Origin of the sequence: Cyclonatronum proteinivorum (assembly GCF_003353065.1) — a bacterium.
GTDB classification, from domain to species: domain Bacteria; phylum Bacteroidota; class Rhodothermia; order Balneolales; family Cyclonatronaceae; genus Cyclonatronum; species Cyclonatronum proteinivorum.
The window spans coordinates 1,349,740-1,376,496 of record NZ_CP027806.1 but is presented as its reverse complement, the minus strand read 5'-3'; the positions used below and the strand labels follow the sequence as shown (position 1 = coordinate 1,376,496).

Genomic DNA, 26,757 nt, shown 5'->3' with positions numbered 1-26,757 from the left:
TAGCATTGTATATTAGATGATTGATACGCCGAACTCATCAAACCTTCAATCGCGGAAATTCCGCTCAAGCCCTCATTTTATGCCTTCAACCGCTCACGCAGCATACGAAACGGAAATTGCACGCGGCGCTGATATTGCGCAGTATATACCCGTACTTGCCTGGCTTCGCATTACTGTTTTCCATGAATTCCCGTACCTCTACGACGGATCTGACGAGTATGAGCGGGAATACCTCAAAACTTACCTTCGCAGCAATGAAAGCCTTTTTGTACTGGCTAAAGATCACAATAAGGTTATCGGCGCGGCTTCAGGAATGCCGCTTAAGCTCGAAACCGATGAAGTACAAGCCCCATTTCTTGCAAAAGGAATCAATCCGGAGGAGGTCTTCTATTTTGGTGAATCTGTTTTGCTGAAACAATATCGCGGTCTGGGTATCGGCAAAGTCTTTATCAGGGAGCGGGAAAAACACGCGCTTTCACTGGGGTATCGTTTTACTGCGTTTTGCGGAGTACAGCGACCCGATAATCACCCGCGCAAGCCAGCGGGATACCGAAACCTGCATTCGTTCTGGGAAATGATGGGCTACCGCATGCAGCCTGATATGCGGACAACTTTTTCGTGGCAAGACCTTGATGAAAATACCTCATCCGCTAAAGAGATGATGTTTTGGATGAAGGAGCACTCTTAGCCCGCATTATTCACAATTAAACAGGATTTATTTGCTAAGTGTAAGTTTAAATATGGCTTAGCGAAAAAAACACCGGTAGCCTTAATCTGTGTGTGGTGTTAAGACTGCGAAATTTCCCCGCTGGCGGCGTTGAAGCTGAAAACTCATACTCAGGGTACTTAGGTACCCTTCCGGTCATACTGCGCCTCATCCGCCAAGCGGGTTTCCCGGAAAAAGCAAGACCCGCTACAGATGTCTGCAGCGGGTCTTGTAATGTCTGATAACCGGCTTGGCGATTAGCCTTTATCGGTAAGGCTGGAAATGCCCGGGAGGTCTTTTCCTTCAAGGTATTCAAGAGAAGCGCCTCCGCCTGTTGAAACGTGACTCACCTTATCTGCGAGTCCGGCTTTTTTAATAGCCGAAGCAGAGTCGCCTCCACCGATAATGGTTACGGCACCACCAGCCGTAGCATCCGCCATGGCCTGTGCGAGCGCAAAAGTGCCCTTGTTGAAATTAGACATTTCAAACACCCCCATCGGGCCGTTCCAGATTACAGTTTTGGCAGCGCGTACTTCATCACTGTACAGCTTAGTTGTTTCAGCGCCAATATCAAGGGCCATCCAATCGTCTTCGATGCCGTCTTCAGCTACCGTTTTGAATTCGGCTTCGTTGCTGAATTCCTTAGAAACAACCGAATCAACCGGAAGCATAAGCTTCACGCCCTGCGCTTCCGCTTCTGAAATCAGCTGTTTCGCAAGATCTACTTTATCGGCTTCCAGCAAAGATTTACCGATAGGCAGGCCTTTTGCTTTCATAAAGGTATAGGCCATACCACCGCCGATTATGATGGTGTTTACCTTAGGAAGCAGGTTGCGGATCACACCGATTTTGTCGGAAACTTTTGCGCCGCCAAGCACGGCTACAAACGGACGCTCCGGACTGTTGACGCTGTCGCTCAGGAACTGAATCTCTTTCTGCAGGAGATAGCCGGCGGCTGCAGGCTGCAGGTGTTCAGTAATACCCGCAACGGAGCAGTGCGCACGATGGCTACTGCCGAAGGCGTCGTTCACGAAAACATCGCCGAGGGCTGCAAACTTTTGAGACAGCTCAGGATCATTCTTGGTTTCACCCGCGTGGAAGCGCACGTTCTCGAGCAGTACGACATCGCCGGATTTTGCTTGCGCGATGGCGGATTCCGCGGCTTCACCCACGCAGTCTTCCCCAAAAAATACGTTTCCGGGAAGTGCTTTTTCCAGGTAATCAGCTACGGGACGAAGGCTGAAGTCAGGATTGGGCTCGCCCTTTGGCCGGCCGAGGTGACTCAGCAAGATGACAACCGCCCCTTTTTCAAGGGCATACTTAATCGTTGGCAGTGCCTGCACAATGCGGTTATCATCGGTGATTACACCGTCTTTTAGAGGCACGTTAAAATCAACGCGCATGACTACTTTTTTGCCTGAAAGGCTGAGGTCTTCAATGGTTAGTTTTGCCATGGTATAACACAGTTTGGAAGGTTAAGCTGCACACAAAAAACCGGCAGTTGCCGGCTTCAAAACGGATTAGCAATGATCTGCACTGTAGGATTTGCGCCCTTTTTGTGATGCAGCGGGGTATAGATTAATAATCTGACACGAATATACGAAATTATCCTGATTCTGTAGATTATGCCCGATGAGGTTCGTTTGTATCAGGGCGGATCAGACTCCCAAAACAATACGGGCTCGGCGGGCATGCTCAGGGCATAGGTTTCTACACCGGGTTCGCGCAGTGGCAAAGCGGTAAAAGCCGTTCGTTGCATATCTCCGTCATAGCTGACTTTCTCTTCGAAGAACAGCACGGTCTCTAAGTCAGGGTTAGCCGGTATCTCGGCAATATCAAGTATGAAAACCGTCACGGGTCTGCGTTCGGGAAAGGCCTCGGACCAGGCCCTGATTTTTTTGATGAACTTTTTTTCTGCCCTGTGCTGCGTCGTCTCTTTTGTGATGATCTGAAAGGTACCCTGATCAACATCTTTAGCCGTAAAAGAAAAACCCGCGACATATATTTTGGGCGTCGCTCCCGGGCTCATGCTTTAACGTACTCCATAAATTTAGCTTCATTCTCTTTGGTCCCGATCACAACAAGCTCACAGCCGGCGGGTATTTTGTTTTCAGGATTCGGATTCACGTTCATTTCACCCTCACAATTAATAGCGATAACGCTGCAGCCGGTTTCCTGCCGGATGTCAGATTCAAGCAGGGTAACGCCAACAAGTTTATCGGGTACGCCAAGCCTGAATATGTTAAGTCCTTCAGCAAGGGTAATGATTTCCGATGAATCCAGCGCATTGTAAATGATGTTGGCCCCCATTGTAGCGTACGACATCACAAAATCAGCGCCTGCCCGGTGCATACTACTCACATTCCGGTCATCCGTTGCCCGGGCGGTAATCTGAATATCGGGCCGCAGCCTTCGGCAGTACAGCGTGAGGTAGATATTCATCTCATCGAGATTCGTGGTAATGATGACCGTATGGGCAGTGTCAATGCCGGCTTTCTTGAGCGTAGCAAGATCAGCCGCGTCGCCCTTCACAAATTTAGCCGGATCTTTCACCCGTGCGGGATCCCGCTCAACAATCACATAGTCCATCATGCGGTCTTCCAGCGATTTGGCCGTTGAAAGGCCAACCCTGCCGCCGCCTATGATAATGACGGGTTTATCTTCCGAATGGTAGATGCCAAAATACTCGTCATAATTTCGAAGCTGATCTACTTTACCGGCAAGCACCAGCACGGTATGTTTTCTGATGACCGTTTCGGGCAGGGCCGATTCAAACTTTCCGCGCTCCCACACCCCGATTACGCTGACCCCGGTCATTTGCCGCAGCTTCGATTCTGCCAGCGTTTTGCCAACAAGCGGCGTATCAATTACGGGGGCCTCCCCGATAATGAGCTGATCCATACGGCCAATCACATGAACCCGCGCACTGCCGCCAAGGGTACGCCGCGCGAGCGACTGCCCCAGTATGCGCGCAAGCTGCACGACCGTATTGCTGCCGGCCAGTTTGTGGATATCGACCGAATCCTCAAAACTTGCAAACGTGATAATGCGCACCTTTTCGCTGATTTCACGGACGGTGAAGGCGATGTTTGTATTGAGCATATCATTGCAGGTTGCAACAACCATGGCCGCATTCTGAATCTGAATCTTGCGGTAGGTCTCGGGGTCATCCAAAGAGCCCACCAGAACTTTGTAGCCCTCATTATACAGATCAAGCGCCCGCTGATGCTCGCCCACAAGGATGTAGTACGAGTGACCAAAGTGATTCAGCTTCTCAATAAGGGAGCGGGCTACCGAATCAAAATTGGTAATAATCACGTGCCCCTTTATGCTCGGATGCAGCTCGGTCGGTGTTTTAACCTTATTATACGCTTCCAGCCAGGGGGCATAGAAAAACCGTATGAAGGTAAAGGGGAGCAGCACAAGCAGCAAAATTACCCCCGATAGCAGCACGACCATCGAAAATATCCTGCCTAAATCACTTTGAAAAGTGATATCACCGAAGCCCAGCGTTGACATCACCGTGAGCGTCCAGTAAAAGCCCGAAACCCAGCTGTGATCCTGCCCTTCGTACACCATCAGTAAATGAAACAAGATGGAGAAAAGGGCTATGATGGCTGCAAGGAACAGCAGGAACTTCATCAAACCCGACAGGTTGGATTTGGCTTCTTTTTCCTGCATGAACGCAACCAGTATGGAAGAAACAAACTTCAAAATATGCCTTTGCTCAATGCTGTGCTAAGTCGTTGTAAGGTCAGCGATCAAAAAACTGTAGCCCCGGTTCGGGAATTTCTTCCAGTGCAAGGCCCCGGATGAGACGGAGCGGGCCGGGACACAGCCGCTCATGACAGCTCACACAGCTTTGCACCACAATCTGATAATTTTGGGGCGTAGGATGGTCCATGAAACGGGCATAAAAGGCGTCGAAGCCTTCCATCTGCCCTATCACACCCGGATCGCGGAGTGCTTCCCGGGAAGGTTCTCCCTGCACAAAGGGGATGAAGCTCAGAGAAGCGGTGTCCGGTATTTCGCCGGCTTCGAAAACAGCCTGCAACGCCTGCATTTGGTTGGTACGCTCACGCATAAGCTCCGAAAGACTTTGCGCTTCATCTTCAGCGGAGTCGCATGAAAAAAGGAGTCCTGTTCCGAATAAGCTGAGCAAAAACAAGCACAGCACACAGCGGTTCATCATAGGATTACGACACCCGTTGCTTCGAAATAATACCCGGTTTTAGGCTCGGTAATCGCCGCTATTTCCTCTTCTGACGCATATGCGTCTTCCAGATAATGCTGTTGATGCGCAACGGAGGTAATTTCTTTCCAGCTTACACCCTCCATCAATACCCGCTGCCCTGCAAGGTCTTTGGGCACGAAGTAGGCGTAATCTTTGAAGGTAACCCGAATCGGCTGACCGTCACTCGTCTGCATTACCAGCCAGCACCCTTTGGTCTGACAAACTTCGGTTACTTCAGCACTTACCTGCATGAGTTCGCTTTCCTCATCAGTAATCAGGGGGAGAAGTTCATCAGCGGTCAGGTATGCAGCCGGCGTAAAGGGGGCACCGAACACGGTTTCAGTTTCAGTAGCTTCAGGTGCAGCGGAATAATCTGCGGAAGTATCCGAACTGCATGCAGCCGCGATCAGCGCTGTGAAAAGAATCAGGAGGTAAGCGTATTTAATCATTGGTACGGGATAGTCTGGTTTTATGATCAGGATTTAAACATGAATATCAACATTTAAAATTACAAATAAATCGGGAGATTCCCCTTCATTTCCGGAACCTTCACAAAAGCGCTTTGTTAAGGATGGATTTGTTTCTGCGCTGATTCACACTTGATTCACAGATCCCGAAGTTTAACTTTAAAAAAATAATAGGCTATATTGTTAAGCTTATCCACAGTTGCAAGCTGTGATACCGGAACAAAGCCTATCCATAGTACACCTTTTTCTGCCTTGCCGCTTTTCTCAGCTTTTCAATTGTTGATCTCCATTGCTCAGCTTCCAATGGTTTTTCGGGAACCCTGCCCCACTTTCCCCATTCAGATTCCGGTCAATTGCCTGTTTCAGACTTCCTCTGCCCTTCCACAGGTTTTGCAGGATGTATGCTGTTCAGATGGCGAAGCTGAAAGCCGGACTGTATCTCAGTTTTACTTATTTATTTCACAACCGTAACAACCTAAGTAGCTACTACTACTCAATCTGATTAACCAACCACATGAAGAAAACACTACCCTTAAAACTACTCGCACTCATTGCGCTCCTCGTTGCCGGCTTATATCAGCCAGCTAAGCTGAACGCCAATGATTTTACCGAAGAGCAACGCACGGTCACTGCAGAAGTGCAGGGCTTCGGCGAAATTGAATTCGTCGAAAACCGCGTGATTGTAAAAATGAAAGACGGGCTGATGATGGAAGCACAAGCTGAACAGCTGCGCGCTGCCATGAGTGCCGAACTCGAGATTCCCCTTCCTTTTATCGGCGCGGAAGTCTGGCGACTCAACGGACGCTCTGTTGAGAATATCATGGCCGAATTCAGCGGACATGAAGCCATCGAATGGATTCAGCCTGACATTGTATACCATCTGCCCGATGTTGTGGAAGAATATCACGAACCCCTGGACCAGGACGTTCAGACGGCACCTTTTAATGAAGGCATTATCCCCAACGACCCTCTTTACGGCGTTCTCTGGGGGATGGATCGTATCTCCGCACCACAAGCCTGGGCGCTTGAAACGGGCGATCCGAACGTAATTATCGCAGTACTTGACTCCGGTGTGGACTATAATCACCCTGATCTTGCGGCCAACATGTGGCAGGATGAAAACGGAAACTTCGGTGCCAACTTTGCAGGCGGACCCGTAAACGATCCCATGGATTTGAACCGGCACGGCACACACGTTGCGGGTACGGTTGCTGCCGTCGGTAACAACGGCATTGGCGTAGTAGGGGTGATGTGGAATGCGCAAATCATGGCCGTGCGGGTATGCGGCACGAGCGGATGTCCGCAAAGCGCGATTGTGCAGGGCCTTGCCTACGCCATCGAAAACGGCGCCATGATTTCCAACAACAGCTATGGTACGCAGACCCCAACCTCCAACCCGAATCCTCCGCCGGCCTATGTTTCCATGATGGAAGCTGCGCAGGCTGCCGGTCACCTTTTCATTACCTCTGCGGGTAATTCAGCCAACAACAACGATATCCTGAATGTATGGCCCGCAAACCTGATGCGCGACTTTGACAATGTGATGTCGATCGGGAATTCAACCGCAAATGACGTACGTAACACCGGCTCCTGTTTCGGTCTTGAAACCGTCCACATGTTTGCACCCGGCACCGGTATCCGTTCTACCGTACTTAACAATGGCTACGCCAACCTAAGCGGTACTTCCATGGCCTCACCACATGTTGCCGGCGCGGCAGGACTGATCTTATCCGCCAATCCCAATGCCGATTACCTGTTCATCAAGGAGCGGCTGATGGAATCGGTTGATCAGCTGCCGGCTTTTGCCAACATCTCCATTTCGGGCGGCAGGCTGAATGCAGCGGAAGCCATCCTCGTCGATGACGGCATTGCACCGGCTCCCATCACAGACCTGAGCGTCACCTTTACCGATGCAACCCTCGCCAAACTCGAATGGACCGCTACCGGTTCAAGTGATACGGAAGGCCGCGCTTTTGCCTACGATGTGCGCATTAGCACTACCCCAATTACGGATGGTAATTTTGAAGCCGCAGAACAGGTAGAAGGCGTTTCGCGTCCCGCCGACTCCGGTACCGCTGAAAGCTACCTGGTGCGTAACCTCGAACCCGGCACTACTTACTACTTCGCGATCCGCGCAACTGACGCCTTCAACAACATCTCTGAACTGAGCAATGTGGCCTCAACCACAACCGAAGAACCCGCCTCCATTGCCGTATCCGTGGATAGTATTACCGATCAGGTACAGGTAGAAACCACCCCGAGCTTCACCTTCACCGTATCCAACAACGGTAGTGGTCAGCTCCGCTATGTGATTCCTACCGGTGAGCTCGCCGAAACCGCAGCGCGCGCAGGCAATCCTGTAAATGCAGCCGACGCCCTGTTCCGCCTCACCCCCGGCGCGGATGGCACCGAAACAGGAAACCCCGTCCTCACCGGCGCAGGCGGACCTGACAACTTCGGATACTTCTGGTTTGATGATGAAGAGCTTCAGGGCCTCACCTTCAGCTGGCTTGACATATCTGAAATCGGAACAGCCCTTGAAGTCTCCAACCCCGACAATGGTTTTGGTGCAACAGACCTGCCTTTTGCGTTCCCGTTCTATGATGAGCTGAAAACCGAAATCGGCATTGCGGTAAACGGCTTTGCAAGTTTCAACACCATCCCCGCAAACGGCCTGCCGAACAACAACCCGATACCCGGTAACGGCACCTTCCCGAACGACCTCATCGTGCCGTTCTGGTACAACATGGCCCTGGGTGATGAAGGCGGGATCTACACCTACTACGATCAAGCAACCGAACGCTTCATCATTCAGTGGGACAATCTTATTGAAGGCGACGGCAATACGCCCGGCAGCTATACTTTCCAGGCCATACTTTCGGCTTCCGGCGCCATTAGTTTTCAGTACCTGAACATGAGCGGCATTACGGATCGCGCAACCATCGGTATTCAGCCGCGCAACAATCAGGACGCGCTTCAGATTTCGTTCCGTACCCCCTTTGCCGATAACTTCAAAGCGGTTCACATTGGCACGGCCCTCCCCGAGTGGGTAAACCTCAGCCCCGCTTCAGGCGTTGTTGCCCCCGGCAGTAGTGAAGAAATCGAGCTTGTTATTGACGGTAATTTATTCGTTAACGGACTCTACGAAACAGAGATCATTATCCTCAATAATGACAGCGATAACACGCTCGTGCGTGTGCCGGTCAGCATAGAAGCCGTTGGTGGTACCCCGCAGGTAAGCGCCGACACAAACAGCCTCGATTTCGGCCTCGTATATCTCGACTGGCCCGAAAGCCTTGAGATTGAGTTCACCAATACCGGCCGTGCGCCGCTTGTTTTCACCGAAGTCAGCACCGACAATGAAGGTATTAGCGTGAGCCTCAACGAAGAAATGACGGTACCGCCCCTCGGCTCAGCCGTACTGACGGTAACCTACGATCCGGTTCAAACAGAGACACTGGAAACGGTACTCAGCATTCAGACCGACGATCCCGCTACGCACGCGTTTGAGATTGCCCTGAACGGCAGCGCAGCCGGCGCACCGGATATCCGTCTAAACCGCGCGCAGCTTACCGCTGAAGTGCCCGAAGGCGGACTCGTAGGCGTTCCCATGACCATCCGCAATGCCGGGGAAAGCTTGCTGACCTACGCCATTGACTTTGTTGAAACAACCAGTCGCCCTATTGGTGAAGCGCCCTCAGAAGACGGTTACACCGCTGTTCCGGCCGAGCTGAACGGCGAAACGCAAAGCTTTCCGATATGGATTCTCTTCCCGGTTCCCACCGGTTCCGTTGAGCCCGGCGTCACCCGGGAAATCACCGTGCGCTTCAGGGGCAACGTACCTCCGGGCGATTACACCGCAACCATGTTTGTGGAAAGCAACGACCCCGCCAAACCACAGCGTACCGTCAACCTGTTCCTCACGGTAGTCACCGATGTTTCAACCGAGCCCGAAGGTAGCGTACCCACGTCGTTCAGCCTGAACCAGAACTACCCGAACCCGTTCAACCCCACCACACGCATTGAATACGCCCTGCCGGAAGCCGCTCAGGTTACCCTCGAAGTCTTCAACGTACAGGGTCAGCGGGTAGCAGTGCTCGTAAACGAAATGCAAAACGCCGGAAACCACGGCGCAACCTTCGACGCGGCCAACCTCTCAAGCGGAATCTACATCTACCGCCTCCGCGCAGGCAGCTTCGTCCAAACCCAAAAAATGATGCTCGTGAAATAAGCCCCCGGCTTCAACCGATAGCTCAAGCTGTTTCAGCACAAAAAAAAGCTCCCCGTTCATCGAAGAACGCGGGAGCTTTTTTTATTTTCAGTATGGCAGTAGAACAGTATGTCAGTGTAACAGTATGTCAGTATGTCAGTGTTTCATCATCATACACCAGTTCATTGTAGTAAATACCATAATTTTATTTTAGAAAATATGAATTTTCGCTATTATCGTCCTTAAGTTTCAGCACTAAAATACATTACACCATCTGTCCGGCGACACACTGACATACTGAAATACTGACATACTGTTTTATTCTTCAACCATTTCAAGAAGATCCCGTTCCGCGGTAAACCTGCCGGTAAATTCAGGCGGTGCGCTGTTGCGAAGAGCGGGCGCGAATACTTTCTCATACGTATCGAAAGCTTGCCGGCTTTTCAGGGTGTAGTGCATTCTGTAAGTTGTGTATCCCTCGCGGTGCTGCAGTTCGGACCGGAACATCCGACAGCCGTGAAACAGGCCGGTATCGAGCACTTCTGGGATGTGCGTTTCGGTCATCCACGCAACCCAGCGGGACTCCGCAGCTTTTTGGATGTGAATGCTTACGACGTATAAATGCATGATCTGAGCTCCCGAAAGTTAGTCCTTTTTAGGGGGAAGTTTATCGGTGTCGGCAATGCGCTCTTCCTGCATGGCAATCGGAAAGGGCTTGGTGACATCCCCCGTATACACCGTGACATGCGGGAACGGGATTTCGATTCCAAACGCATCAAAGCGTTTTTTGATTTCCAGATTGATCGATGTAAGCATGCTGATGAAATCATCTTTTTGGGACCAAACCCGCAAATTGAGATCAACCGAAGAGTTGTTAAACGAGTCGAAATGGATAGCCGCCGCGGGCTCCTGCAGGGCATAGGGATTATCATCCACAATATCCGTGAGCACTTTACGAACCCGGTCGAGATCCTCTTTATAGGCAACAGAAACTTTGATGGAAGCCCGCCGGATCGGAAAACGGGTAAAATTCGTGACCGGTGATTTCAGCATAGTTTCATTCGGAATCCGCACAAGATGATTGTCAAATACCCGGATTTTTACCGAAAGCGTATCGATACTCATCACAACGCCCACAATATCATTCACCTTTACAATATCCCCCACCTGAAACGGCTTCTCCCCGATCAGAAAAAAACCGCTGATGATATTGGAAAGGCTCGTTTGGGATGCAAATGAAATGCCGATACCCAAAATACCGGCGGCCCCGAGCAGCGGCCCCAGACTAAAACCAAACTCATGCAATACAAGTACGACCACCATGATGAAACCCACATAAAACACGATTTTCGAAAACAGCATCGCGTAATGCGGACTGTATTTTTCTGACACAAAAGTCCGTACCCACTTCCGGATCAACCCCAGCAGCGGAATCCCGACAAATACCAGCACGCTCACGCGGATCAGGACTTCTACATTCAGCGTGTAATTCCAAAATTCCATAATGCAAATCTCTCTGTAATAACTTAAAGTTAACCCGCCGTGAGCGGGCTCAGAACATGTTGATGACAGGCAGCTGATTGAGCGCCTTGAACGTACGCAGCGCAATCCCCTCCCGTACAGGATTGCGGGGCCGGGTCAGCAGCGTAGCGCCTTCAGCCTCGGCGGGCGGACGCCCGTCAACCGTAAGGTCACTGAAATTATCCCCGCCTTTATGCACAACCCTCATCTGATCGCTCCAAAGCATGCCGTTCTTTTCGAAAATCGAAAGCCGCTCCACGCGCAGGCAGATTTTTTCGATATGCAGGAAATCGTCTGATTCATTGCGGATCAGCACCGGACAGTAACAGCGGTGTGCACGCACCATTTCGGGCCGCACTTTCAGCGAAGCCACCGTCTTCACCCAATAGCAAACCTCCCCGCTCTCAAACGTGCCAAACCAGGTCTTTACCAGTTCCACGGCATTAATTTCGGTCAGCCTCAGGTTGTTATCCGTTTTATCCGCGACCGTAACCGCGACCGGAATACGCATAAACAGACGCGTTTCCGCACCCGGCGCAAGCTGATAATTGTGCTCGGGGTGCACCACGAACGGCAGGTTAGGAAAAGCCGGACTCAGGCTGATAACCGGCTTTGCAGACCGCAGCCGCCAGCGGGTCCACTGATTTTCATCAATGGTATGCACATCATGATCAGTATCATCCGACGAAGCCTGCCCCTCATCATCATCTGCACCGCCATCATGGTCAGCGTCATCCTCATCATTAATATCCGGCGGCAGCTCACGGTTCCGGTCATAGGCCAGCCAAAGCTCCGACCCGTTCCCCTTCAGGTGAATATTCAGTAAATCATCGAGACACACAGACTTACGCACCCCGTCTTCCAGCGAATAATCTCCCCAAATCATGAAGCTTCCCAATTGGTGAACAGTATGGTTATAATTCTGTAAGCTATAAAAAAAGCGGCTCACAATAAAATGAAGCCGCCGCCTTTCACCACTTTTCAAATCCGCCTTACCCGCCCCTATCACACGCTCAGCAAGACCCCCACCGGAAACCGCTTACCCCGCCATTTCCCCCTGCTACCAGCCACAAGCTGAAAATAGCTCTGTTTTTTTAGGGAAAACTCCGTGAACATCAGGGGCTCCCTGAAAGATCAAAAGCCCCCAAACCGGAGATTAATCCCTTGCTTTTTGGGTTTTGTACCAATACCGAACTACTTGATCTAATGAACCAAGGTAAAATTTCCGCGCAACAGGGAAAGATACCTTAACGGCACCCCTGCGGTCAGCGGTCCGCGGTCTGTCCCCCCTCTCCAAAAGAATCGAATCCTAAGCGGTGCATTTTGCGATCAAACCACCTATTATGCAGCCCAACCCTTAACCTGACTTACATCCCATGCAACCTCACCCTATTTCTACCATCGCTGTTTACTGCGGATCTTCCCCCGGCAATCAAGCCGAATACTGCGAACAGGCCGCTCAAACCGGACGCCTCATCGCTTCGCGCGGCATGGGCATCGTGTACGGCGGGGCCAAAGTCGGGGTCATGGGCGCGGTCGCCGATGGTGCCCTTGCAGCCGGCGGCACGGTGACCGGCATCCTGCCCCAATTCCTGGAAGCCCGCGAAGTCGCGCATCACGGCCTCACCGAGCTGATTATGGTCGAAACCATGCACGAACGCAAGCTGATGATGTACGAGCGCGCCGACGTCATCCTCGCCCTGCCCGGCGGTTTCGGCACCATGGAAGAACTCTTCGAAATGCTCACCTGGGCGCAGCTCGGCCTCCATCAGAAACCCATTGGCCTGCTCAACACCGGCGGCTTCTACGACCCGCTGCTGCTGCTCGCCGAAACCATGTTCCAAAAAGGCTTCATCCGCGAAGCCCACCGGCACATCTTCATCCACGACACCGAGCCCGAAGCCCTCCTCAAAAAAATCGAAGCCTTCACCCCACCCCAACTCGGCAAACTCATGACCCGCGACAGAATCTGAGACCTCCTCCCTGCTTCTGCTCGATAACCGAATTGCAGGATTGAAACAGATTTGCGCGAATCTCAAAGTACCGCGGAAATGCGACCGCTTGCATCGGCACGCACAAATCAAGGATAGCATGCATCTCAAATACCAGGCGACCAAAATCAGCCCGACCGTTCTACCGTGAAATCCGCGCATGATATAATCGATTTTCACGGTACTTTTTAAAATCTACCGTGAAAATCGCACACGACATAACCGGATTTCACGGTTGGTTTGGGGAAAAGGGTGTTTGGGTGGGGTTTTGGGGGGGGCGAGCGTTTCTCATCTCACTCCTGCGCCTGCACAAAATCCAGCCATTGCTGAAGTCCGGTTACCTGAACCTTCCGGTGTACCGGATAGTCTTCATCAGCGGGAATAATCATGAAGTTTCGGGAGGTATCGTTGTCCTCAATCACATTGAGAAACCCCTTCTCCAGTTTCGGGGCCTGACTCCGCTTGGCATCGGCACAGGCAATCGGCTTACCATGTTTTACCAGCACTAAATCTGCCTCTGCCCCGTGATGGGTTCGTGAAAAATAAAGCTTGCAGCTTGTCGGCAGCACCGCCATCGTCTGCTCTACCACAAAGCCTTCCCACGAGCCTCCAACCGCGATATTCACCTGAAGGTCATCATAACTGTCAATATCGAGCAGGGAGTGAAAATAACCGCTATCCCGGATGTACACCTTCGGTGCTTTCACCATGCGCTTACCAACATTGGTGGACCAGGGCCGCAGCAAACGAATAATGTACGCGTGCGTCAGGTAGTGAATGTAGCGGTTAATGGTTGAGCGGCTCACACCGAGCGAGCGCCCGAGCGTTTCCTGATTTAGGTGTGAACCCTGTTGCTGCGCAAGAAGAATGAGAAACTCACGGAGTTTGGTGTAGTCCGTGTTGAGACCCAAAACGGACAAATCGCGCTCTACAAACGTAATCAGAAAATCCCTGTGCCATTGCATAGCAACATCATCATTTCGGGCAAGAAAAGACTTGGGGAAACCTCCCCGAAACCACAGCTTCTTGAGTAAATCCTGCCCGCCAACCTCAATAAAGCTTAAAGGATGCAGCTCCTGATAAGATATGCGGCCCGCCAGTGACTCCATCGTTTTTCGAATCAGCACCGGAGATGCTGAACCTAAAATCAGAAATCTACCCCCTCGCTGATCGCTGTCAATCACGGACCGAAGTACGCCAAAAAGCTCCGGTTTATGCTGAATTTCATCGATAATGATCAGCTTATCCGCATGCAGCTCAAAAAAGAGCTCTGCTTCCTGAAGTTTGGAAACATCCCGGGGTGACTCCATATCAAGATAGAGTGCTTCTTTTTGCCGTGAAGCCGCAATTTGTCTCGCCAATGTTGTCTTACCAACCTGACGTGCCCCAACAATTGCGACCGCGGGGTAATCAATCATCAGATCCTCGAGCTTGGCCTGTTTGGTGCGGGTGTATAAAGATATATCCATTTGTGGTTCCGTCCTGAATGTTGAAGCTTACCGGAAAGGTCGCTAACCGTGAAAATCGCTCACAATATAATCGATTTTCACGGTAAACCCTACAAGCCTACCGTGAAATCCGCGCATGGCATAATCGATTTTCACGGTACTTTTTAATATCTACCATGAAAAATGCACATGGCATAACCGGATTTCACGGTAGGCTTGGGGGAAATGGTGTTTGGGTGCGGTTTGGGAGGTGGAGGAAGCGATATGCACCGATTGAGCCGGTGATGACAATTTTTGGCAAATAAAACGATGATACTTGCCCTGTCAGAACGATTACCTTCTGCTCCGGTTCGCAGCGTGCACTTATTGATTGAAATCGTATAAGTATTTCCTTATACAACTCAGAGAATTGGTTGATCTGGATAATCATTAAGTGACAATTGAAGTACTTAATGCGTACCCGGGCGTCGCATAAGTAGATAATTCTTTACTTATACGACTAGTGGGAGTATATTGACCGTCGCTCAATAAGTAGTTATGGCTCTAACTAAAAAATAATACCTTATATGGCAAAAGGTTTAAAAGAGTGTCCCAAATGTGGAGAGGTAATGCATAAAGCTTATCCAAGATGCGTGACATGCAACCACAATTTTCTCTCTAAAAGTTATTCAGGTAGCCTAAATATCATAGAAAAGGGAAACAATCTACATATAGTTGAAGATGATTTTTTTTCAACCGATGGGCGAATTAGAAGAAGTACATATTTTATTCGTAGCCTACTACTAGCAATACCTAATCTTTTCTTTGCATTTCCATCAGATACTGGTCTTTACCAATACCCTGGTATAATCATATTTTTTCTTCTAATCATTATAGGTTTGGGAATAGTAAGCATGATTCAGGGGGTGAAAAGATTACATGACATGAATCTCGAAGGGGTATTTGTTTTCTTGTTGTTAGTGCCGATAGTAAATCTATTCTTTTATATTTTCATGCTTATCAAAGATAGTTACCCTGGAAAAAATGAATTTGGAGAAGATCCAAAGAAAAGTGAGCGGATAACGAATCGTGAATTTATAAAACCATCGTTCTCAAAAAATAAACCAAACAGAGAGAATGAACAAAGTTTAACTCATGATTATAAAATTACTGATCTGGAATATTTGGAAAAGCTTGCCAATCTCAAAGAAAGAGGCGTAATATCTGAGGAAGAATTCAAATCAAAGAAGCAAAAAATATTAGGGCTTTAGCACATGAGCCATAACAAGCGTTTCAATGGGACTTGGCCACGCAAGGCATGATTTCGCGTTCGGCGCTTGCACCCTATTTATAAATTTCTCACATTATTTGCTTTAAAGGCCAAGCCCATTAAACGCTGGGTCGTTATAGGTTTACCCCTTTAGCATTTATTTATTTACTACCGAAATATTATTTGAAGGAAAAGAACTCTTTGATTCTTGATAAGAATTAATTGAGATTTATAATAAACTTCTCAGATATTCTTCCATTGTTGATATTACATCAATCTTAATTCATTAACCTTTTGCTCAATAATTAACATTCATGCTAAATAAATCAAACACAAATTCCAATGAACCTAAGCCACTTCAAATATGAAACTATATTTTAACGAAGACGGAGCCTTTGGTATTCAGCCACCAAATCCAGATGAATGGATTGAATACGAGACTCCTTTAAATAATCGAATCAATTTAAAAGAAGATTTAGGTTATAAAGAAGTAAAAGATCTAGCGAAAATAATTCAGAAAAGTGATATTTGGAATAACTTTCCTGCTCAGGGATATACATTGGTTGGGGCTGAATTCAAAGGTGGTGACGAAGATCAAAGAATTGATTTTTTATATTTAAGGGAAGATGGAGCAGTTTTACCATGTGAGTTGAAGATTGGTGGGAATTCCCATGATTCTCATGGACAATTATTGAGATATATATCTGATTTATTCTATCAAGATATCAATATAGACTACTTAAATATTCATAATGATAAATATCTTGCTAAGATTGTCAATGATACAACAAGAAACATACTAAAACGGAAATATAGTAATTTTATAAAAGTTAATAATTTAACAAACAAAGAAATAAGATTGCTACCAAAATCAGGACTTCTTATTGATGAGGACTTTAAAACACAATTGAAAAAGACTGTTAGATACTTAAATGATTATTGTGGCTTTTCCATACAAATGATACAGATAGAAGCATATGTTGATACTTGTTGGGAAAAAAGCTGGTCTAAATTTAAGATGAGATGGGATTTTATTGAAATCTCATAAGCTATTACCTATAACAAGCGTTTCGTGCTGACGGCTGAGCGCTGGTTGCTTAAACTCAGTCTTGGTCGCCCCGCAGCACAAACGCCAAGCCGTTATGTACAATAAAAAACCTAAGTGCCATGACAAAAAAAACAAATCACACCGTTATCATTGGGATTCTTTTTTTGATTCTACCATTGTCATCTTTTGGTCAGAATGCGTCGAGTACACTTCTGAATTTTGGAATTGAACTTGGGGGTGGTCACAATCAACTATTTATGCAAGCAGATTCACCTGCAATGCATGATAGAACCGCCTTTTCTGTTATGCCTTCTGCCAGAATATATCTTGAATTAAATACTTCAACTGGTTTTGCAATCCACTCATTTGCAGGCTATAATCAATTTGGCGGGAAAGATTCCGGTGACTATCCGGCAGGTGATGTTAAATTTAGCAGTCAGGTAAAAATACAAGCTTTAGAATTTGGCCTGTTTGGTCTTTACCCTATTGCGGATTTTCGCTTTGGTTTGGGTGCAAAGTATAATCATCATTTGACCATCTCAGATCGTTATGACTACTTCATTTCTGCAACTGCAGATTGGGACTGGCGAAATTATGATGCTTTTTTTGCCAACTCTTCAATAGACGCGGGGCTCAGAGGTGAGTATATATTAAATGAAAAATTTTCAATTGGAGCAGAAGGTTGGTTTGGATTGACAGACTTACAAAATAACAGTCAAGCAGCTCAAAATATGAGTTTTAGACAAAACCACTTTCGCCTATTAATAGGGTATAAAATTAATTAATCCCTTGCGTCATTGTACATAACAAGCGTTTCCTGCTGACCGGTTCAGATCGTTTGCTAAACACCGGCGCTTTGAGCTCGGCAGCAGAAACGCAAGACCGTTATTTAGCACAAAACAAAACCAATGAAACACAAATGAAATTCTCATGCGATATACAGTACTATCCTTCTTAATCACAGCTTCTCTGCTTACCTCCTGCAACATAGCTAACTCAGAACATGAGGCAACCGCAAAACGTGTTGATTTCACAACGCCAATTGATCACTTCATCACCGAAACCCCAGTGCATGAATTTCAAACTTTCATTATAGAAAGTACGTCCGATGCAGAGATTTTTTATCCCACTTCCCTTCAGACGACATCAATATTGATCAATTGCTTAGTGCTTGCAGGCCACTTTGGCGCTGTTCGGGTTTAGAGTTGTTCAAAATGGATTAAGCCATTAAATTACTAAGTTTCGTTGCCTGACATCACAACACCATCCGTCAGTCAATGAAACACCAAACCCAACATCTGAATCCCGTTTTGCCTCCCCCTTCCCGCCATCAAAACCCGGCCCTTGTCGTTGCGCGTAACAGCACCATTGCCACACTTGCGTTTCTTTTTGCAAGCGTTGCGCTTATTCAGTACGTGGATATTGCGGTAGTCACCTATTTCAGTCAGATGGAATACACGCTTTGGCACGAAGGCCTGCGCATATTGGCGCTCTACATCAACCCCTACACCATCTTCATTGCCACAGCAGGGATCATTGGACTGCAAATTATGACGCTGCGGCGCAACAAGAAAAGGATTGAAACCGACCGGACGGTCATTCTTTTATCCGCAGTGCTGGTCAGCCTGATTTTCACCACCCTTCTGAAGTTTTCATTGGGCCGAGCACGTCCCGAAATATGGTTTGGGGAAGGGTATACCGGCTTCTTCGGCTTCCAGACCGGTCGCAGCTTTCACTCCCTGCCTTCCGGACACGCAACGGCCGTTACCGCCATGTGCATCGCCGTTTTTCAGCTGCGCCATGAAACCGCCTACCGGCTGCTTGCCCTCACCCTCACCCTGCTCATCCTTAGCAGCAGGCTTTTTCTTGGGGAGCACTTTCCGGCTGATGTACTCGCCGGCATCTGGCTCGGCAGCATCGTCATGTACTGGGCACAGCTGTTCGCGCATCTCGCCAAAGACCGCCTCTGATACGCGACCCGATTGGATCGCGTTTGCCAGACATCACCTTTCCCCGAAACCAGAATGTATCGCCATTCCAAGGTTTTTTTTATTTGGGGGAAACTCCGTGAACATCACGGTCTTTCGTGGTTTTACAGGCACCCCAAATCAAAGATGAGTCCCTTGCTTTTTGGGAGCACACCAGGCATTTCAAACCGTGCAGCATCCTCTTTCCTGAACACGCCATCCCGGTCAGCGCTGCAAAAACAGCACAAACCCGCAGCCGGAGTCGCGGCTACTAAAGCATGCCACCCCTTCTTTATCCATCCCCAAAAAAAAACAGGGATTCCACAGCAGGCCGTGTGACCTTTCTGTGGAACCCCTGCAAAGGTGGAATGTTATTAGTCCATCAGATTTTCCAGAAACGGAGGCTGATTCCCGCCGCCGCTGGCTTTTCTGATTTTGAAGCGTGATTGCGAAGAACCACCGCCTTCCTGATCGTCTTCCCGGGAAATGTTCTGATCATTCCCTTTACGCAGCACCCGCTCACGACGTGTAAAGGCCGGCTTATCCAGATTTTTGAGGTTTTCCTCACCCTTGTAGAACTTGTCGTCAGGGTTACCGTCTTCCTGCGTCTTGAAACGGGGCGGGGCACTCTTGCGGGTATTCACCGTAGAGAGTTTCGGGTTTGGCACGCGCGGTGCCGCACCGGGAAGGGGCGGAAGCTTCGCTTTTGCAGTTTCCTGTGCGCCGGCATTTGGAGGCGTAAACCCTCCTCCCGGTTTCTTGGGCTGTACAAGCGTTTTCTTCGCATCGCTGCCACCCAGATCAAAACCGGTTGCAATAACGGTAACCCGCAGCTCCTCGCCATACTCCTCATCAAGCACCGTACCCCAGATCATTTCCGCATCCTCACCCACTTCATCCTGAATGATTTTGGTCGCAAGCTTGATCTCGTTCATCATCAGCTGACTGCTTGAGGAAATGTTGAGCAGCACATTGCGCGAGCCCCGGATGCTGAGACCGTCGAGCAGGGGCGAGTTGATCGCCTTTCGGGTTGCAATTTCAGCGCGGTCCTGCCCGGAGGCACAGGCCGAACCCATGATAGCCGCGCCGCCGTCGAGCATGGTTGTGCGCACATCGGCAAAATCCACGTTCACCACCCCGGGCATCAGAATGAGGTCGGTGATACCGCGTGTGGCATTCAGCAGCACGTCATCGGCCATCTTGAAGGCTTCCATCAGCGTGGTATTTTCCTCGCTCACTTCAAAAAGACGTTCGTTCGGAATCACAATGAGGGTATCGCAGTTTTTCTTGAGTTCTTTGATACCTTCCAGTGCGTATTTCATGCGGGGTTTGCCCTCGAAATCGAAGGGTGTCGTAACCACGCCAACGGTGAGAATACCCTTGCGTTTGGCAATACCGGCCACAACAGGAGCGCCTCCGGTTCCTGTGCCGCCCCCCATGCCGGCAGTCACAAAAATCATATCACTGCCCTCAATAGCGTCTTCAATTTCGTGGCGGTTTTCTTCTACGGCTTCGCGCCCAACTTCCGGACGCGCACCGGCTCCAAGGCCATTTGTCAGGCTTGTACCTACCTGAATTACGGTATCGGCCTTACTTTTTTTCAGGGCCTGACTATCGGTGTTCAGCGCAATGTACTCCACATTGTTGAGACCGTTCTTGATCATGGTGTTGATGGCATTGCCCCCGCCGCCGCCTACGCCAATGACTTTTATTCTCGCGTTATCTACACTTTCGCTGTCAAACACGAATCTTGAACCTGTGTTGTCGTTTTGATTTGTTTCCATAACTGTTCCCTGTTGGTTTCTCGGTTTGTTTAACTAAAACTCTCTGAACCAGATTTTCATCTGCTTCGTAATTTTTTGCATCAGACTTTCAGCCGTTTGTTTTCCGCCGGTCTGTAAAGGATTTTCCCCGTCTTCCTGCTCAGTTGTATCGTTTTTTGGCGAGCTGCTGTTTTCATGTGTTTCGGTTGATTCCCCGGCGCGGTCGTTTTGCCGCACCGGCTCCGTAGCCGGAGTTACGCCTGCCCCGTGCGGCTGTGCGGCCGACATCGGGTTCATTTGTGCCAAGTAGGCATTCTGTACACTTTCAAAAGCGTGCATCACCAGCCCTACACCTGTACTGTGTATGGGGCTGTTTACTTCTTCTATAAGTCCGCCGGTGAGGCCGCGGGGCGTGCCGAGTTTGGTATCAAGCCCAAGATACTCGGCGGCAAGCGGCACCATGCCATTAATCATCGATCCGCCGCCGGTAAGCACTACGCCTGCGCTCAACTGATTGCCCAGCCCGCTGCGCTTGATTTCGATGCCCACAATCTCCAGGATTTCTTCAAGCCGCGGCTGTATGATATTTGCGAGAATGGTCTTCCGCACTTCTTTGGGCGGTCGCCCGGCTATGCCCGGCACGGGAATCACTTCCTCTTCTTCGATCAGATCCGCCCAGGCATGTCCGTGCTGATGCTTCAGTCGGTGCGCCTGATCTTCGAGTATGCTCAGACCGTCCTTGATGTCGTCGGTCACCTTTTGTCCGGCAATCGCACAGACCGCCGTATGCCGGATGGTGTTGCCTTTGAAAATGGCGATATCAGTCGTGCCGCCGCCAATATCCACAAGCACCACACCGGCTTCCTTCTCATCTTTTTCAAGCACCGCGTAGGATGAGGCGAGGGGTTCAAGAATCATATCCTGAACCTTGTATCCGGCTTTTTCCACGCAGCGGTACATGTTCTTGATGGCCGATACCATGCCTGTAATGATGTGCACATTCGCCTCCAGCCGGATGCCGCACATCCCGATCGGGTCGGTGATGCCGTCCTGCCCGTCCACCACGTATTCCTGCGGTATCACGTGAATGATCTGCTGACCCGCTGGCAGGGCAACCTGCTGACAGTCAATGAGCAGGCGCTCCACATCCTTGGCCGTAATCTCCGAATCCTGATTGATGTTCGTCACTGCACCCCGGCTGCGCATGCTGCTGATGTGATCTCCGGCAATGCCCACATTTACGGCTTTCACTTTAATGCCGGAGGCAAGCTCGGCTTTTTCAATCGCAGAGCGGATCGCGTTTACCGTTTTGTCAATATTGACCACAACACCCCGGTTCAGCCCCTCACTGGGTGCTTTGCCCACACCAAGGATGTTGATGGTCCGGTCCTCATTCATTGAGGCAATTATCGCGCACACTTTTGTTGTGCCGATATCCAGGCCAACCACAATTTGTTCTTCCATTTGCTCAAATTTCATGTTGTAAGGTGTTGCTTATGCTTAAGATGAGGGATGAGGTGAATTTTTAATGCTATTTGTGATATAAAAAGCGGATTCAGGAGTGCAGGGCTACGATCTGATTTTCAAAGCGGAAATCCAGCCGCGTGAATGCAGCCATCCCCTTCACCGGAGCTACCTGCCGGTAAAAAGCTTCCCAGCGGTCGATTTTCTGCGCAAAGGATTCTGTTCCGAATACAAGCCTGACTGCATTTTCCCGGCTCAGCGCGATAACGCCTTCTTCAGGATGAAAGCCTACTTCACTGATCAGCAGCCCGGCTAAAGCAGACTGCTGAAGCGCCGCCAGAAAAGACCCCAGGGGCGCGAACTGCGCTTCTGGCAGGCGTTCGCCGTGTGCCGGAAGCCGGAAACCGTACAGAAGCGGCAGGTCAGGCGCGAAGCCTTCCGGAATATCGAGCGCCACGCCTGCGGCATCGGTAAGCATCAGCCGGCTGCCCTCAATGAGCAGGGCCACAGGCTCACGCTCGGTGAACCCGATGAGGACGCGTCCGCCGGGTACGAGGCGTACGCTGCTTTCCGCAATCCAGGGCAGGCTGTCAATCCGGGCCTGCACCTCAAGCGGGCGCACTTCCGCGGCGGCCATGCCCGTCTCCAGGCCGCTGACCGCCAGAATCTGGGCTTCGGGCGTAAATCCGGCGCTTTGGATTTCGAAATGCTGCACCACGCTTCGGTCCTGCAGCTGCCATGAAGCCGCAACCGAAGCCGTGATGAGCGCAATTAAAATGATCGGATACAGCCAGCCCGACAGCATGCTGCGCAGTCCCGTGCTTTGCCCGGTTGCTTTCCCTTTACGGGTTTGCGCCGGCCCTTTGCCTGACTGTGTATGGAAATCAGCCTTGCTCATCCTGCCCCTCCCCGTTTTTGGGATTGCGTTTAAGCTCCTGCACAAACTGTTCGCCGTATTTGTAAATGTCACCGGCGCCCATGGTAATGACCAGATCACCGGCTTTCACCATGCTATGCAGGGCGACCGGCAGTTCATGCTTGTCGGCCACAAAATGCACGTCGCGGTGTCCGTAGCGGGACGCCACATCAGCTACCATCTGCCCGCTAACGCCCTCAATCGGCTGTTCCCGCGCAGGGTAGATGTCGGTAACCACCATCACATCCGCATCAAAGAAAGAAGAGCCGAACTCCTGACACATATCGCGGGTGCGGCTGTACAGGTGCGGCTGAAAGACAGCCACAATGCGGCGATCAGGCCAGCCTTTGCGCGCGGCGGCCAGCGTTGCCCGCACTTCTGTAGGGTGATGGGCATAGTCGTCAATCACCAGCACCTCTTTGCCCTCGTACTTGGGCTGAAAGCGGCGGAATACGCCCGTGTAGGACTCAAGACCGGCGGCAATATGCTCAAATTTCATGTTGAGCTCCAGACCTACGCCTACCGCTGCAAGGGCATTCTGCACGTTGTGTGCACCGGGTGCCTGAATGCGAATCCGCCCCAGTGTTTCGCCATCGAGCTTCACATCAAAATGGGTTGAAAGTCCGGCGGTCTCTACTTTCGAAGGCCTGAGCCGTGCCTGCGGGGTGAAGCCGTAGGTCAGCGTTTTCCGCTCGATACCGGGTAAAATGCTGCGGACTTCCTCATCATCAAGACACAGAATGACAGAGCCGTAAAACGGTACCTTATTTGCGAATTCCAGGAAAGCCTGCTTGATGTCATCCACATCTTCATAAATATCAAGGTGCTCGGCTTCAATGTTGGTGATGACGGCCATGGATGGGGAGAGCTTCAGGAAGGTGCGGTCGTACTCATCCGCCTCCACTATAATGATGTCGCCACCGCCTACAACGGCATTGGTTTTATCAAAGCTGTGCACCCGCCCGCCCACAATAATGGTAGGGTCAAATCCGCCCCGCTGCACGACCTGACCGGCCATGGTAGTCGTCGTCGTTTTGCCGTGCGTACCGGCAATGCCGATTCCGAATTTCATGCGCATCAGCTCGGCCAGCATCTCGGCGCGCTTGATTGTTGGGATACGCTGCTCGAGCGCGGCCCGCGTCTCCACATTCTCGGTTGCCCGCACCGCACTTGTATAGACGACCACATCAGCACCGGCAATATTGCCCGCCTCATGCCCGATAAAAACCTTCGCTCCGATCCGCTCGAGACGCTCGGTCGTCTCTGACTGCGCGCCGTCAGACCCGCTCACCTTGTAGCCTCTGCGGATCAGAATTTCGGCCATACCGCTCATCCCAATGCCGCCAATGCCTACCATGTGGATATGGCGGGTGTTGCCGAATATGGGCTGCTGCATAAATGCGGGCTTTGCTGCCGGGTCTGTATGAGGAGGGGTCAGGGTCATGCGTTTCCGCCTGTCGTTGGGTGAAGGGTAAAGGTGGTGTTGAGAATATCCGTGGCAATGTTGAGCGCTGCCTTAGGCTTTGCCGCTTTCTTCGCGGCGGCAATCATGGCTTCCATCCTTCCTTTTTCAGTAAAAATATCGCTGAGAAAATCAGCCAGCACGATGGGGCCTTCATCATCTTCCAGCATGATGGAAACCCCCAAGCCGACCATATCAGCGGCATTGTGAAACTGATGGTTGCCCGCTACATGAGGCGAGGGCATAAGGATGGAGGGTTTGGCGGCAATCAGAAGTTCGGTGCAGGTACCGGCCCCTGCGCGTGCAAAAACGACATCGGCGGCTTTGTAGGCCGCAGCCATGTCGTCGATGAAGGCGGTCAGGTGTACATGGGGCCAGCGCTCCTTATCAAGCTGTGCGCTGAGTTTATCATAGTAGGCAGGGCCGCACTGCCACAGAATCTGCACGCCCATTTTATCGTGAATCCGCTCAAGCTGCGCCCAAACAGAATCATTGATCGCTTTTGCGCCCCCGCTGCCGCCCAGCACGAGCAGCGTGCGTTTCTCCGGATCCATCCCGTACGGCATGGCATCCGGCTCCGCTTCGATGGAGACCACAATTTCTTTCCGGGTCGGGTTGCCGGAGAGAAACAGCTTGCCTTTGTGCTGACGCAACCATTCATCCGCCCCGTCGAAGCCGAGATAAATCTTGCGCGCAAAGCGGGCGAGCAGGCGGGTCGTTACGCCCGGATATCCGTTCTGCTCCTGCAGGAACAGGGGCACGCCCAGCACGGCCGCCATGAAGCCCACCGGACCTGAAACATAGCCGCCGGTGCAGATAACCGCATGCGGCCGCAGCCTGCGAATGATCAGCAAACTTTGAAACAGGCTTACCAGCAGCTTCACCGGTACCAGCAGGTTGGAAAGGGTGAACCGGCGCTGCAGGCCGCTGATCCATACAGGCGAGATTTCGTAACCTGCTTTCGGAACAGCCTTCCATTCGATACGGTCCGGTGCACCTGCAAAACGAATGACCGTATCCGGCATTCGCTCACGGATGGCATCCGCAAGGGCGATGGCCGGGTACACGTGTCCGCCGGTACCGCCGCCGGAAAGCAAAAAAGTCCACTTTGGCTTAGGCATCTTCTGGCTCCTCCTGCGGGTGTTTGGAAATGTTCATAAGGACGCCCATCATGAATCCGGCGGTAAGCATACTTGTGCCCCCATAGCTGATAAACGGCATGGGGAGTCCGGTAACCGGAAACAGGCCGGTCGCCACCGCGGCATTCACAAACCCATAGACCACAATCGCAAGCGTGCAGGCCATCGCCATGTAGGTTCCCAGCTCATCGCGGGCCCTGTTAGCCACAAAAATGATTCCCCTCAGCAAAATCACCACGTAAATAAAAAGCAGAATCAGGGCGCCAATCAGGCCATACTCTTCCGCTATGATGGCGTAAATATAATCGTTGTACGGGGCGGGCAGGAAGTTCCGCTGCGTTGATTTGCCGGCGCCAACGCCCAGCAAACCACCCTGCGCAATCGCGATATGTGCCTGCTGCGCCTGATAGCCCGCATCGCTTCCGACCAGCACCTGACTTTGAATCGTAAGCACATGCCCCACATAGTTGGTGAGGCGCGACTGCCGCTCAAGCGTTTGGGAAACGAGTATGCCGCCCAGCACACCGCCCAGCAGCAACAGCAGCCCGAGATGTTTCAGGCTCATCCTTCCCACAAACATCATCATAAAACTGAGTCCGAGAATCAGGGCCGCACTCGAAAAATCCTGCAGGCCGACCAGCAGGGCCGTGACCCCAATCCACGTCAGCGCGGGCACGAACGAGCGCCAGAAATCTTCGATATAGCTGCGTTTTTCGGCCATCATCCGGCACAGGTACATCAGCAGTGCAAGCATGGCAACCGATGAAGGCTGAAAAGCAAAACCGGCAACGGTAAGGGACCGGCGGGCACCGTGAACATCCCCTCCGTAAAAATTGACCCACAGCAGCAGCAGCCAGCTTAAAATCAGAACCGCTTTGCTGAAGGCAGCGACATAGTAATAGTTAATTTTGGCCGCCACAAACATCGCAATAAAAGCCAGCACCAGTTTGTAGCCGTGTTTAAAGAGAAAGCCCGCTGCGGTATCGCCCTTGTTTTCAGCAAAATACGCGACAGATGAATACACGGCGAGGCATCCAAACACCATCAGCGCGATCACGCAGAACAGCAATACGCCGTCGGCAGGCTTACGCCCATCCGCCTGTTCGGCAGCATGTGACACGCTATTTAGGGATACGGTATTCATTACTAATGTGGCTTTTTGTACTGTGTTT

22 protein-coding genes are annotated in these 26,757 nt (G+C 50.7%); 7 read left to right on the top strand and 15 right to left on the bottom strand.

Annotated features, from left to right (window positions below):
- Nucleotides 1–79 precede the first annotated feature (79 nt).
- Nucleotides 80–688, top strand: a complete 609-nt coding sequence (locus CYPRO_RS05455; RefSeq protein WP_114983641.1) for a GNAT family N-acetyltransferase — start codon at nucleotides 80–82, stop codon at nucleotides 686–688.
- A gap of 275 nt (nucleotides 689–963) precedes the next feature.
- Here the strand turns inward: CYPRO_RS05455 and CYPRO_RS05450 are convergent, their stop codons facing one another.
- From CYPRO_RS05450 to CYPRO_RS05430, 5 genes are all read right to left on the bottom strand, one after another.
- The gene (locus CYPRO_RS05450; RefSeq protein ID WP_114983640.1) at nucleotides 964–2,160 is read right to left on the bottom strand and encodes a phosphoglycerate kinase; all 1,197 of its coding nucleotides are present in this window, start codon (nucleotides 2,158–2,160) and stop codon (nucleotides 964–966) included.
- Nucleotides 2,161–2,354: 194 nt separating this feature from the next.
- On the bottom strand, nucleotides 2,355–2,735 hold the full coding sequence (locus CYPRO_RS05445) for a hypothetical protein (protein WP_114983639.1): 381 nt from the start codon (nucleotides 2,733–2,735) through the stop codon (nucleotides 2,355–2,357).
- The gene (locus tag CYPRO_RS05440) at nucleotides 2,732–4,420 is read right to left on the bottom strand and encodes a potassium channel family protein (protein ID WP_114983638.1); all 1,689 of its coding nucleotides are present in this window, start codon (nucleotides 4,418–4,420) and stop codon (nucleotides 2,732–2,734) included. Before CYPRO_RS05440 ends, CYPRO_RS05445 begins: the two co-directional genes overlap by 4 nt.
- Before the next feature lie 40 nt (nucleotides 4,421–4,460).
- Nucleotides 4,461–4,898: a hypothetical protein gene (locus CYPRO_RS05435; protein WP_114983637.1), complete on the bottom strand. Its 438-nt coding sequence runs from the start codon at nucleotides 4,896–4,898 to the stop codon at nucleotides 4,461–4,463.
- Nucleotides 4,895–5,389, bottom strand: a complete 495-nt coding sequence (locus tag CYPRO_RS05430; RefSeq protein WP_114983636.1) for a DUF4920 domain-containing protein — start codon at nucleotides 5,387–5,389, stop codon at nucleotides 4,895–4,897. The genes CYPRO_RS05435 and CYPRO_RS05430 overlap by 4 nt, the downstream gene beginning before the upstream one ends.
- 532 nt (nucleotides 5,390–5,921) lie before the next feature.
- Between CYPRO_RS05430 and CYPRO_RS05425 the strand changes: the two genes are divergently transcribed.
- Nucleotides 5,922–9,638 carry a S8 family serine peptidase gene (locus CYPRO_RS05425; RefSeq protein ID WP_114983635.1) on the top strand — a complete coding sequence of 1,239 codons (3,717 nt, stop codon included), beginning with the start codon at nucleotides 5,922–5,924 and terminating at the stop codon, nucleotides 9,636–9,638.
- A gap of 297 nt (nucleotides 9,639–9,935) precedes the next feature.
- Here the strand turns inward: CYPRO_RS05425 and CYPRO_RS05420 are convergent, their stop codons facing one another.
- The 3 genes from CYPRO_RS05420 to CYPRO_RS05410 are packed head-to-tail and all read right to left on the bottom strand — an operon-like array spanning nucleotide 9,936 to nucleotide 12,024.
- A complete protein-coding gene (locus tag CYPRO_RS05420; protein ID WP_114983634.1) occupies nucleotides 9,936–10,244 on the bottom strand; it encodes a DUF4286 family protein in 309 nt (102 codons plus the stop codon).
- Nucleotides 10,245–10,262: 18 nt separating this feature from the next.
- Complete coding sequence (locus tag CYPRO_RS05415; RefSeq protein WP_114983633.1) at nucleotides 10,263–11,120, bottom strand: mechanosensitive ion channel family protein; 858 nt, start codon at nucleotides 11,118–11,120, stop codon at nucleotides 10,263–10,265.
- 49 nt (nucleotides 11,121–11,169) lie between these two features.
- Nucleotides 11,170–12,024 carry a DUF432 domain-containing protein gene (locus CYPRO_RS05410; protein WP_114983632.1) on the bottom strand — a complete coding sequence of 285 codons (855 nt, stop codon included), beginning with the start codon at nucleotides 12,022–12,024 and terminating at the stop codon, nucleotides 11,170–11,172.
- Between the two features lie 490 nt (nucleotides 12,025–12,514).
- Between CYPRO_RS05410 and CYPRO_RS05405 the strand changes: the two genes are divergently transcribed.
- Complete coding sequence (locus CYPRO_RS05405; protein WP_240644846.1) at nucleotides 12,515–13,111, top strand: LOG family protein; 597 nt, start codon at nucleotides 12,515–12,517, stop codon at nucleotides 13,109–13,111.
- A gap of 311 nt (nucleotides 13,112–13,422) precedes the next feature.
- On the opposite strand, the gene CYPRO_RS05400 is transcribed toward CYPRO_RS05405, so the two are convergent.
- Entirely contained in the window at nucleotides 13,423–14,598 is a 1,176-nt protein-coding gene (locus CYPRO_RS05400) for an ATP-binding protein (protein ID WP_114983631.1), read from the bottom strand.
- A 545-nt stretch (nucleotides 14,599–15,143) separates the two neighbouring features.
- On the opposite strand from CYPRO_RS05400, the gene CYPRO_RS05395 reads away from it, so the two are divergent.
- The 4 genes from CYPRO_RS05395 to CYPRO_RS05380 all read left to right on the top strand — a co-directional run bounded on the left by CYPRO_RS05395 (nucleotide 15,144) and on the right by CYPRO_RS05380 (nucleotide 18,844).
- The gene (locus tag CYPRO_RS05395; protein WP_114985713.1) at nucleotides 15,144–15,827 is read left to right on the top strand and encodes a DUF805 domain-containing protein; all 684 of its coding nucleotides are present in this window, start codon (nucleotides 15,144–15,146) and stop codon (nucleotides 15,825–15,827) included.
- A gap of 363 nt (nucleotides 15,828–16,190) precedes the next feature.
- Entirely contained in the window at nucleotides 16,191–16,874 is a 684-nt protein-coding gene (locus CYPRO_RS05390) for a hypothetical protein (protein WP_114983630.1), read from the top strand.
- Nucleotides 16,875–16,993: 119 nt separating this feature from the next.
- A complete protein-coding gene (locus tag CYPRO_RS05385; RefSeq protein WP_114983629.1) occupies nucleotides 16,994–17,659 on the top strand; it encodes a hypothetical protein in 666 nt (221 codons plus the stop codon).
- Nucleotides 17,660–18,151: 492 nt separating this feature from the next.
- The gene (locus CYPRO_RS05380; RefSeq protein ID WP_114983628.1) at nucleotides 18,152–18,844 is read left to right on the top strand and encodes a phosphatase PAP2 family protein; all 693 of its coding nucleotides are present in this window, start codon (nucleotides 18,152–18,154) and stop codon (nucleotides 18,842–18,844) included.
- 371 nt (nucleotides 18,845–19,215) lie between these two features.
- Here CYPRO_RS05380 and ftsZ read toward each other — a convergent pair whose 3' ends face one another.
- From ftsZ to CYPRO_RS05350, 6 genes are all read right to left on the bottom strand, one after another.
- Nucleotides 19,216–20,625, bottom strand: a complete 1,410-nt coding sequence (gene ftsZ, locus CYPRO_RS05375) for a cell division protein FtsZ (protein ID WP_114983627.1) — start codon at nucleotides 20,623–20,625, stop codon at nucleotides 19,216–19,218.
- Between the two features lie 33 nt (nucleotides 20,626–20,658).
- The gene (gene ftsA / locus CYPRO_RS05370; RefSeq protein WP_240644845.1) at nucleotides 20,659–22,083 is read right to left on the bottom strand and encodes a cell division protein FtsA; all 1,425 of its coding nucleotides are present in this window, start codon (nucleotides 22,081–22,083) and stop codon (nucleotides 20,659–20,661) included.
- A gap of 76 nt (nucleotides 22,084–22,159) precedes the next feature.
- Nucleotides 22,160–22,966 (bottom strand): cell division protein FtsQ/DivIB, encoded by an 807-nt coding sequence (locus CYPRO_RS05365; protein ID WP_114983626.1) that lies wholly within the window; start codon nucleotides 22,964–22,966, stop codon nucleotides 22,160–22,162.
- Nucleotides 22,953–24,368 carry a UDP-N-acetylmuramate--L-alanine ligase gene (gene murC / locus CYPRO_RS05360; protein ID WP_408625758.1) on the bottom strand — a complete coding sequence of 472 codons (1,416 nt, stop codon included), beginning with the start codon at nucleotides 24,366–24,368 and terminating at the stop codon, nucleotides 22,953–22,955. Before murC ends, CYPRO_RS05365 begins: the two co-directional genes overlap by 14 nt.
- A 56-nt stretch (nucleotides 24,369–24,424) precedes the next feature.
- Nucleotides 24,425–25,567: a UDP-N-acetylglucosamine--N-acetylmuramyl-(pentapeptide) pyrophosphoryl-undecaprenol N-acetylglucosamine transferase gene (locus CYPRO_RS05355; RefSeq protein WP_114983625.1), complete on the bottom strand. Its 1,143-nt coding sequence runs from the start codon at nucleotides 25,565–25,567 to the stop codon at nucleotides 24,425–24,427.
- The gene (locus CYPRO_RS05350) at nucleotides 25,560–26,729 is read right to left on the bottom strand and encodes an FtsW/RodA/SpoVE family cell cycle protein (protein ID WP_114983624.1); all 1,170 of its coding nucleotides are present in this window, start codon (nucleotides 26,727–26,729) and stop codon (nucleotides 25,560–25,562) included. Before CYPRO_RS05350 ends, CYPRO_RS05355 begins: the two co-directional genes overlap by 8 nt.
- Nucleotides 26,730–26,757: the final 28 nt, after the last annotated feature.

Coding starts and splice junctions, on each gene's coding strand:
- CYPRO_RS05405 (WP_240644846.1), top strand. CDS start 12,515: ATGCAACCTCACCCTATTTCTACCATCGCTGTTTACTGCGGATCTTCC.
- CYPRO_RS05430 (WP_114983636.1), bottom strand. CDS start 5,389: ATGATTAAATACGCTTACCTCCTGATTCTTTTCACAGCGCTGATCGCG.
- CYPRO_RS05425 (WP_114983635.1), top strand. CDS start 5,922: ATGAAGAAAACACTACCCTTAAAACTACTCGCACTCATTGCGCTCCTC.
- CYPRO_RS05385 (WP_114983629.1), top strand. CDS start 16,994: ATGACAAAAAAAACAAATCACACCGTTATCATTGGGATTCTTTTTTTG.
- CYPRO_RS05435 (WP_114983637.1), bottom strand. CDS start 4,898: ATGATGAACCGCTGTGTGCTGTGCTTGTTTTTGCTCAGCTTATTCGGA.
- CYPRO_RS05445 (WP_114983639.1), bottom strand. CDS start 2,735: ATGAGCCCGGGAGCGACGCCCAAAATATATGTCGCGGGTTTTTCTTTT.
- CYPRO_RS05355 (WP_114983625.1), bottom strand. CDS start 25,567: ATGCCTAAGCCAAAGTGGACTTTTTTGCTTTCCGGCGGCGGTACCGGC.
- CYPRO_RS05410 (WP_114983632.1), bottom strand. CDS start 12,024: ATGATTTGGGGAGATTATTCGCTGGAAGACGGGGTGCGTAAGTCTGTG.
- ftsZ (WP_114983627.1), bottom strand. CDS start 20,625: ATGGAAACAAATCAAAACGACAACACAGGTTCAAGATTCGTGTTTGAC.
- ftsA (WP_240644845.1), bottom strand. CDS start 22,083: ATGAAATTTGAGCAAATGGAAGAACAAATTGTGGTTGGCCTGGATATC.
- CYPRO_RS05420 (WP_114983634.1), bottom strand. CDS start 10,244: ATGCATTTATACGTCGTAAGCATTCACATCCAAAAAGCTGCGGAGTCC.
- CYPRO_RS05400 (WP_114983631.1), bottom strand. CDS start 14,598: ATGGATATATCTTTATACACCCGCACCAAACAGGCCAAGCTCGAGGAT.
- CYPRO_RS05380 (WP_114983628.1), top strand. CDS start 18,152: ATGAAACACCAAACCCAACATCTGAATCCCGTTTTGCCTCCCCCTTCC.
- CYPRO_RS05395 (WP_114985713.1), top strand. CDS start 15,144: ATGGCAAAAGGTTTAAAAGAGTGTCCCAAATGTGGAGAGGTAATGCAT.
- CYPRO_RS05390 (WP_114983630.1), top strand. CDS start 16,191: ATGAAACTATATTTTAACGAAGACGGAGCCTTTGGTATTCAGCCACCA.
- CYPRO_RS05350 (WP_114983624.1), bottom strand. CDS start 26,729: ATGAATACCGTATCCCTAAATAGCGTGTCACATGCTGCCGAACAGGCG.
- CYPRO_RS05365 (WP_114983626.1), bottom strand. CDS start 22,966: ATGAGCAAGGCTGATTTCCATACACAGTCAGGCAAAGGGCCGGCGCAA.
- CYPRO_RS05450 (WP_114983640.1), bottom strand. CDS start 2,160: ATGGCAAAACTAACCATTGAAGACCTCAGCCTTTCAGGCAAAAAAGTA.
- CYPRO_RS05455 (WP_114983641.1), top strand. CDS start 80: ATGCCTTCAACCGCTCACGCAGCATACGAAACGGAAATTGCACGCGGC.
- CYPRO_RS05415 (WP_114983633.1), bottom strand. CDS start 11,120: ATGGAATTTTGGAATTACACGCTGAATGTAGAAGTCCTGATCCGCGTG.